Annotated in this window: 6 protein-coding genes, 1 tRNA gene and 1 other RNA gene; 6 read left to right on the top strand and 2 right to left on the bottom strand. The window is 69.7% G+C overall.

The window, feature by feature from the left end:
* Both ACLF6P_RS00410 and ffs read right to left on the bottom strand, forming a co-directional pair.
* The coding region (locus ACLF6P_RS00410; protein ID WP_415947237.1) for a DNA polymerase III subunit gamma and tau at positions 1-1,792 on the bottom strand (1,792 nt) is incomplete at its 3' end.
* Between the two features lie 52 nt (positions 1,793-1,844).
* Positions 1,845-1,943: signal recognition particle sRNA small type (ffs, locus tag ACLF6P_RS00405), an RNA gene on the bottom strand.
* A 108-nt stretch (positions 1,944-2,051) separates the two neighbouring features.
* Here ffs and ACLF6P_RS00400 point away from each other — a divergent pair.
* The 6 genes from ACLF6P_RS00400 (at position 2,052) to ACLF6P_RS00375 (ending at position 8,439) form a co-directional block, all read left to right on the top strand.
* Positions 2,052-2,136: transfer RNA gene (locus tag ACLF6P_RS00400), tRNA-Ser, on the top strand.
* A gap of 271 nt (positions 2,137-2,407) precedes the next feature.
* Positions 2,408-4,834, top strand: a complete 2,427-nt coding sequence (locus tag ACLF6P_RS00395; protein ID WP_415947236.1) for a helicase-associated domain-containing protein — start codon at positions 2,408-2,410, stop codon at positions 4,832-4,834.
* An 83-nt stretch (positions 4,835-4,917) separates the two neighbouring features.
* Positions 4,918-5,133 carry a type II toxin-antitoxin system VapB family antitoxin gene (locus tag ACLF6P_RS00390; RefSeq protein WP_415947235.1) on the top strand — a complete coding sequence of 72 codons (216 nt, stop codon included), beginning with the start codon at positions 4,918-4,920 and terminating at the stop codon, positions 5,131-5,133.
* Positions 5,130-5,552 (top strand): PIN domain nuclease, encoded by a 423-nt coding sequence (locus ACLF6P_RS00385; protein WP_415947234.1) that lies wholly within the window; start codon positions 5,130-5,132, stop codon positions 5,550-5,552. The genes ACLF6P_RS00390 and ACLF6P_RS00385 overlap by 4 nt, the downstream gene beginning before the upstream one ends.
* Before the next feature lie 404 nt (positions 5,553-5,956).
* Positions 5,957-7,429, top strand: a complete 1,473-nt coding sequence (locus tag ACLF6P_RS00380) for an AAA family ATPase (RefSeq protein ID WP_415947233.1) — start codon at positions 5,957-5,959, stop codon at positions 7,427-7,429.
* A gap of 482 nt (positions 7,430-7,911) precedes the next feature.
* Positions 7,912-8,439 carry a hypothetical protein gene (locus tag ACLF6P_RS00375; protein WP_415947232.1) on the top strand — a complete coding sequence of 176 codons (528 nt, stop codon included), beginning with the start codon at positions 7,912-7,914 and terminating at the stop codon, positions 8,437-8,439.
* Positions 8,440-8,509 lie beyond the last annotated feature (70 nt).

The following is an 8,509-nucleotide window of genomic DNA, read 5'->3' as shown; positions in this document are numbered from 1 at the left end:
CGATCTCGCCGGGACGGCGCTCGCCACCGCCACCGCCGGAGCCGGGGGCCGCGGCGCCCGGCCAGGCGCCGGGGCGCGCGGGAGCGGCCGGGGCTTCGGTCGCGGCGGGCTGCTGGGGCGCCGCCTGAGCGGTGTGGCCCGCGGACTCGGCCTCCGGACCGGCAGCCGGAGCGGAACCCTGCGCAGCCTGAGGCGGGGTGGCCTGAGGCTGAGCGGACTGAGGCTGAGCGGCCTGAGGCTGAGCGGACTGAGGCTGAGCGGACTGAGGCTGAGCGGCCTGAGGCTGAGCGGCCTGAGGCTGCACCGGTTGCCCCTGCAGTGCCTGGCCCTGGAATGACTGCCCCTGAGGCGACTGCCCCTGCGCTTGCTGTCCCTGGGCCGCCTGCCCCTGAGGCGCCGCCTGCGCCCCCGTAACCCCTCGCACCGCCGCACGCGCCGCAGCCGCACCCCCACCGGGCGGCACGGGAGCCGACGGCTCCACGGGAGCATGCGCATCGGCCCCGGGCACGTACCCCATCGAGGGCACCTGCCCCCCGACCCCCGGTCCGCCACCGGCCCCGTCCCCGGCCCCGGACCCGGCACCCGCCCCGGACCCGACACCGACGAACCCGCCGGCACCGGCCCCCGCGACCGGCCCGCTCCGCTCCAGCCGGTCGATCCGCGCCAGCATGGAGCGCTGGTCCTCGTACGCCGCCGGAAGCAGCACGCGCGCGCAGATCAGCTCCAGCTGCAGGCGCGGCGAGGTGGCGCCGCGCATCTCGGTCAACCCCTCGTTGACCAGATCGGCGGCGCGGCTGAGCTCGGCGGCACCGAAACCCTGCGCCTGGGCCTGCATCCGCTCGATGACATCGGCGGGGGCGTCGATGAGCCCCTTGTCCGCCGCGTCCGGAACGGCCGCCAGGATCACCAGGTCACGCAGCCGCTCCAGCAGGTCGGCCACGAAACGGCGCGGATCGTTCCCGCCCTCGATGACGCGGTCCACGACCTCGAAGGCCGCGGCGCCGTCCCCGCCCGCGAACGCCTCGACGACGGAATCGAGCAGCGAACCGTCCGTATAGCCGAGCAGGGCGGTGGCCATGGCGTATGTCACACCGTCCGCACCCGCACCGGCGAGCAGCTGATCCATCACGGACATCGAGTCACGCACGGACCCCGCACCCGCCCGTACGACCAGCGGCAGTACGCCGTCCTCGACCGGGGCGTCCTCCTTGCCGCAGACCTCTCCCAGGTACTCGCGCAGGGTGCCGGGCGGGACGAGGCGGAACGGGTAGTGGTGCGTACGCGAACGGATGGTCCCGATGACCTTCTCGGGCTCGGTCGTCGCGAAGATGAACTTGAGGTGCTCCGGCGGCTCCTCGACCACCTTGAGCAGGGCGTTGAAGCCCGCCGACGTGACCATGTGGGCCTCGTCGATGATGTAGATCTTGTACCGGCTGGAGGCCGGCCCGAAGAAGGCCTTCTCCCGCAGGTCACGCGCATCGTCCACACCACCGTGGGACGCGGCGTCGATCTCGATGACGTCGATCGACCCGGGGCCGTTCCTCGCCAGATCCCGGCAGGACCGGCACTCACCGCACGGGTCGGGAGTGGGACCTTGCTCACAGTTGAGACAGCGGGCGAGGATGCGCGCGCTCGTCGTCTTGCCGCAGCCGCGCGGGCCACTGAACAGGTACGCATGATTGACCCGGTTGTTCCGCAGCGCCTGCTGCAGCGGGTCGGTCACATGCTCCTGCCCGATGACCTCGGCGAACGACTCCGGGCGATAACGGCGATACAGCGCAAGGGACGACACGTATACGAGGTTATCGGCCCCCACTGACACCACGGACCGCGATGCGCCCGGGAACGCGAACGCCCCCCACGCACCCGCCAGAGCCAACCTACCCTTGCTGCCTTCCGGCCCTGGGGGAGTTCAGTCAGATAGCGCCACGTGAGGGGCTGCGCCAAGACTACCCGATACGGGGCCGTGCGAACGACCCCGTCCCGATCAAGGACCCGGCCGCGGGGAACGGGTTCGCGAGCACTCCTCAACGTCTTGTATTGTTTGCCGCGGAGGATTCGCCTAGAGGCCTAGGGCGCACGCTTGGAAAGCGTGTTGGGGGCAACCCCTCACGAGTTCGAATCTCGTATCCTCCGCAGTCGCCTGAACAGGCGAAACGAGAAGCCGAGCCACGATTGTGGCTCGGCTTCTCGGCGTGCGCCGGTTGCAGTTGTGGTTGCATTTACAACCGCCCATTCAAGACATCTCGACAGGCAACCGTTTACTGTGCGCCTCGGAAGAGCGCTCATGAGTGGGAACGTTCCGCCGGCCCACACATGCGGACCATCGGATGCGCCATCCTGGAGCCCGCCCGGGGCCCCGAGGTCCGGCACCGGCATGTTCCTTGTACCTGGCGGGGTGTTCTCAATGGCGTCCGGATCAACGCTGGCGGCGTGGCTGCGCGGTCTTGACGGCGCGCGCCTGGCGCGTGTGCTCGCGGCGCGGAGGGACACGGTGTCCCCTCCGGACCCGCGCTCGGTGGGGGAGTTGGCGGACCGTCTGCAGCGCCCGGGTTCGGTGGCACTCGCGTTGCCGCGGCTCGCGCTGCCGTGCTTGCAGGCGGCCGAAGCGCTGGCTGCCCTCGGGACGCGCGCGACACGCGACGCGCTGGCGGAGCTGCTGGGCGCGACGGCCTCCGGTGCCGCTCGCGGACTGGACGAGACGCTGGAAGTGCTGTCGGATCACGCACTGGTCTGGCCGGACGGCAACGGAACGCTGCGCCTGGCCGCACCGTTGCGGCAGTCGTGGGACGCTCCACTAGGTCTTGACGCGCCGCTGGAGGGGCTGCTGACGGGGGCGACCTCGGATGAACTCCGTGGCATGCTGGCGGCGTTGGGCATCAAGCCGCCCAGCTCCAAGCAGCAGCGGCTGGTCGCCATGACGGAACACCACAGCGATCCGGAACTGATCGCCTCGGTGGTCGCGAAGGCCCCCGCCGCGGCCCGTGAACTCCTTGAGCTCCGCGCGCGGTCTGCGCTGAGCGAGCCGCGGTTCATTGCGTTCGGGGCTCCGGGGGCCGAACCCGGGCCGGGCGAGCAATGGGCACTGGACCGCGGACTCCTCATCCAGGACCGACGCCGCTACGGCCCGGCCCGCATGCCTGCCGAGGTGGCGCTCGCGCTGCGCGGACCCGGCTGGCACGCCCCGTTCGAGGCCGTCCCGCCTTCCCTGCGGCTGGTGTCCGTGACCGAGGCGGAGGTGGACCAAGAGGCGGCGGCAGCGGCCACGGCGTTCGCGGCCCATGCCGCCTCGGTGCTTTCGGCCTGCTCGGCGGCTCCACCGGCCCGGCTGAAGTCCGGTGGGATCGGCGCACGCGAACTGACCCGGATCAGCAAGGTCACACAGGCCGATGACGCCGTGGTACGGATCACCCTGGAGACCGCGTACGCGGCCGGGCTGCTGGGGCTCGACGGCGACCGCGTCGCACCCACTGAGGCATACGACGCCTGGGCGGAGGAGGAACCCTGGCAGCAGTTCGTCGGGCTGCTTCAGGCGTGGCGGGACCTGGCGCTCACCCCCTCCCGGGCGCGCGACGAGGACAACAAGGCACTCCCCGTACTCGCCGGAGAGCCGCCCTGCGGTGGCTGCCTGCAGGCCCGGCACGGGCTGCTCGCGGCGGCGGGGGAACTCCCGGCAGGACAGGGGGCCAAGGTCACCACGGATCTGGGGCCGCTCGTGGCCTGGCACCGCCCGCTCGCCGACTCTTCGCCGCAGGACGAAACACCGTTCGCCGCTGTGATCCGCGAGGCCGAGCTGCTCGGCGTACTCGCCCGCGGCGTTCTGTCGCCCGTCGGTGCCGCGCTGCTGGCCGACGACACCGAAAAGCTGACCGTCGCGGGTCGGGGGCTACTGCCCAAGGCCACCGGAACGGCCCGGATCGGCGCCGACCTGACCGCCGTCGTCACCGGCACCCCGACCGCGCGGCTCACCGCCCTCCTGGACTCCGTTGCCGACCGGGAGACCAGCGGCACGGCCTCGGTGTGGCGGTTCAGCGCCGCCGGCATCCGCCGGGCCCTGGACGCCGGCCACACCCCGGACGGCATCACAGACGATCTGGCCACGGTCGCCACTGGGTCCCTGCCGCAGCCCCTGTCCTATCTCATCGCCGACACCGCGCGAGGGCACGGCCGCGTACGCATCGGCACCGCCGCCTGCGTCATCCACAGCGAGGAGCCCGCTCTGCTGGCCGAGATCGCGGCCCACCGCAAGCTCTCCCGAATCGGCCTGCGGCAGCTCGCGCCGACGGTGCTGGTCAGTCGCAGCCCGCTGGAGAAAACCCTCACAGCACTCCGGACCGAGGGTTACGCGCCCGTCGTCGAGACGACCGATGGAGCCGTACGCATCGAAAAGGTCCGGCCTCAGCGGGCCACCGCTCCCGTCCCGGCCCCGCGCGGGACCGGCGCCAAGCCGGGCCTGAGGAGCGCGGCCACCCGCGCGGCGAAAGCCCCGGTCGCCGTCGATCTGAGCGCCCTGGCCACCCGGCTGCTGGCCGCCCCGCCCCAGGCCCCGAACCCCGACCCATTCGGCAGCGGAGTCCCCTACGGCACTGATACCGAGGAAATCGTCGCCTGGCACACGAAGCGGCTGTCGTACAGCGATGTCCGCCAGCTCGCCCATGCCCTCGACGCCGGTACGGCCATTACGGTCGAGTACATCGCCGCCACAGGAAGCCGCACCATCCGCACCCTCAGTCGCCTCGCCCTCGACCCGCCCTATCTCGAAGCCTGGTGCCACTTGAGGGAGGACGAGCGGGTCTTCACCCTCTCCCGGATCTACAGCGTCATGCCCGCATAGACCGCGCATACAGCCCCGTACGGAACACCCCACACATCGAGAGAGATATACTTGCCTCCACACTTGATACCTGGAGGTGCAATATGGCTCGGACCGTTATCGATCTCGACGACGAGCTGGTCGCGGACGTGGCGAAAGCTCTGGGGACGAGCACCAAGAAGGAGACCGTCAACACCGCACTGCGCGAGGTGCTGGAGAACCGGCGCCGCGCCCTGGCCCTCACCCGGCTCCGCGCCGCGGCCGACGAGGGCGCGTTCGACCTGGAGCTCTTCGAGGACAAGGGAAACTACCGGCGGTGAACGCGGCACAGTTCCTGATCGACACAAGCGCGCTCGCACGCTTCCTGCGCGGGGACGCGGAGCAGTACGGCTGGGATCAGGCGGCAGCAGCCGGGCTCATCGCGACGTGCCCGATCACCGAGCTCGAATTCTTCTACAGTGCCCGGTCGGCGGCCGACCGGGCGCGGGGCATCGAGGACATGCGGCTGATCTTCGGCTGGGTTCCCGTCGACGACCGCGCCTATGACCGCGCCTGGCAGGTCCAGGAGGCCCTCACCAGACAGGGCAGGCACCGCAGCGCGGGCGCGGTGGATCTCGTCGTCGCCGCGACGGCTGAGCTGCAGGGGCTCACCCTCCTGCACCGCGACCACGACTTCGAGTGCATCGCCGCGGTGACAGGTCAGGCCCTCCAGTGGTACGGCCCGGAAGGCGGCAAATAGGTCGGCGGTGGTTGCAGTTCTGGTTGCATTCACCGCCGTACAGCGCCGTTCACAAGCCCCTCCCGCCACTGCCAAACCGTAGGTCAGGACGTTCCCGTATACCCCGGAACCCCCGGACGAAGACTTGGAAAGCGTGTTGGGGGCAACCCCTCACGAGTTCGAATCGCGTATCCTCCGCAGTCGCCTGACCAGGCGAAACGAAGACCCCGGACCGCTTCAGCGGCCGGGGTCTTCGGCATGCCCTGGTCTCAGTTTTTTGGTCTCATTCATTTGCGACATTCACGACATTTATCGCCGTGGAGCAGAGAGGACGGTATGCGTCAGGGGCGAGGGCATGCACACCACGAGCTTCCCAGAAGTAGGAGTATGTTTTATGTAGACGTACTTCTACATCTGGAGCACTCGTGGACAAGCCTGCTGAGATGTTCGACCGCGATTACGAGTGGTCGGCGCTGAGCCGGTTCATCACCGATCCGCAGCCCGGCGCGACTTTGGGCGTGGTCTCCGGGCGCCGCCGCCAGGGCAAGACCTTCCTGCTGGATGCCGCCTGCCGTGCCGCCGGAGGGTTCTATTTCGGTGCGACCGAGGCCGCCGATGCCGAGTCGCTACGGCGGATCAGCTCGGCGCTGACCGCCCACGTCCGTCCTGCCAGCCCGTTCCACTTCGCCAACTGGGCAGAGGCCGTCGACGCGCTGCTCGCCCTCGGCTCCGAGCGGCCCGTCCCCGTGGTGATCGACGAGTTTCCGTACCTCGCCAAGGCCAACCCCGAGCTGCCCTCGATCATCCAGGAGGCGTGGCGGCCCCTGCGTGACCAGCGCACCGGCTCCCGTACCCGGCTGCTGCTGTGCGGCTCGGCCCTGTCCTTCATGGGCAAACTGCTCTCAGGTAACGCCCCACTGCGCGGACGGGCCGGGCTGGAGCTGGTCGTCCGCCCCCTGGACCACCGCCTCGCCGCCGAGTTCTGGGGCATCACCGACCCACACTTGGCCATGAAGGTGAACGCGATCGTGGGCGGCACCCCGGCCTATCGGCGCGAATTCGCACGCGGCGACACGCCAAAGGGTCCGGACGACTTCGACGACTGGGTCGTCCGCACCGTCCTCAACCCCGAAACCCCCCTCTTCCGCGAGGCCCGGTATCTGCTGGCCGAAGAACCCGACCTTCGTGACACCGCCCTGTACCTATCCGTCCTGGCCGCCGTCGCCGACGGCAACGCGACACGCGGGGGCATGGCCGGCTACCTGGAACGCAAAGCCACCGACATCGCCCACCCCATCAACGTCCTCGAAGACGCCGGTCTGCTGCACCGGGACGCGGACGCCTTCCGCGACAACCGCCCCACCTACCGCATCGCCGAACCACTGATCGGCTTCTACCACGCGATCATGCGACCGGTCTGGGACCAGCTCGAACGCCCCGGCAGCGCGGCACGGGTCTGGCAAGCCAGCCGTCGCCGCTTCGTCAGCAACGTCCTCGGGCCCCACTTCGAGCAGGTCTGCCGGGACTGGGCCCTGCATCACGCCGACCCCGAACTGCTCGGCGGACTGCCTGCCCGCGTCGGACACGGCGTCGTTCACGACCCCAAGGCCCGTACCGGCCACGAGGTCGACGTGGCGGTCATCGGAATCGCAGACGGCACCAAGCCACCACTGCTGGCCATCGGAGAGGCCAAGTGGAACGACACCATGGGCGCTGCCCACATCGAACGTCTCCGGCACATCCGCGACCTCATCACCCTGGCAGGCCGCTACGACACCACCAACACACAACTCCTGTGCTTCAGCGGAGCCGGATTCAACGACAAGGCGCACGCCGCAGCAGCGGCCGACCCGGACATCCGACTGATCGACCTGGCGAACCTTTATGACCAGTCCTGATGTACGCCCTCGTATCCATGACCATCGGGGGCACTATGGTCAGCACCACCCTGCCGTGGCCCAGCGGCACACCGCGTGCAGCCTCTTTGGCAGGGAGGTGAAGCGCTGGCGTGTCACCACCGACGATGCCGATGTGGCCGCCCGGGTCGCCGAGCTACCGGGTGGCGAGCCTCAACCGAACGGAGGAGGAAGCGGCGGCCTTGCCTACGAAGTTCTGACGAGCCGCGAGAGCGTACGCGTTCTCCTGGACGGACCTGGCGCGGGGGCGGCGCGTATGGCCCTCTGGGGCAGTAAAGGCATCGTCCACGAGTGCGACGGCATGGAGTACCTGTCACCGGAAGAGAAGAAAGGGCCAGCCCTGCGGTTGCCCTCCGCTCCTTGCGGACAGGAAGCTGGCGGCCAGGAATGGTCGCGGCCCGACGCCCTCCGTCGACATCACCTTCCAGATCGCAGCGGCACCCGAGCTCGGCACATTCCACTTCATGACGAGCTCGTGGCCGATGGCGGCCCAGCTCTCCGAGCTGACGGACGCGCCGGAGCGTATCGGCGGCCCAGCCGTCTGCGACCTCGCCATGGAACTCGTCGTCTACACGAACAAGACGGGTAGAGGCGTCTGCTATCGGAAGCCTGTGGTCACAGTGCTCGGCAGCCCCGACAGCGTTGCGCCCGAACCCTCGCCGACGGCCGAACTCGCACCTGCTCCGGCACCGCCCGCAGCCCGCCACGGGACCCCGCCGATCCCCGAGCCCACCACTCCATCAGCGCCGGATTCGAGCCGCCTGGTCAGCGTGGATGCCATTCTGCTCCGCCGTGCCGCCCAGGTCCTGGACACCGGCGACCACCAGGAAACCGTCATCGCCGCCCTGTCCGACATCGTGGCAGGACCGCAGCAGGCCGCTGAGCTTGCCCGGCTACGAGAACAGGTCGGACGCATTGCCGCCATCGCGGAGCTATCCCTCCGAGGCCGGGATTCCTCACCTCCTAATGATGTTGTCAAGCCGCCGCTGTGACTGGGAGTTCATCTCGGTAACACCGTCCGTCACGGATCAGGGCCCACATGACGTTCACTCGTCGACGGGC

The sequence above is a fragment of the Streptomyces lothianensis genome (assembly GCF_047779955.1).
Taxonomy (GTDB): domain Bacteria; phylum Actinomycetota; class Actinomycetes; order Streptomycetales; family Streptomycetaceae; genus Streptomyces.
This window is presented reverse-complemented; position numbering and strand designations above follow the sequence as displayed.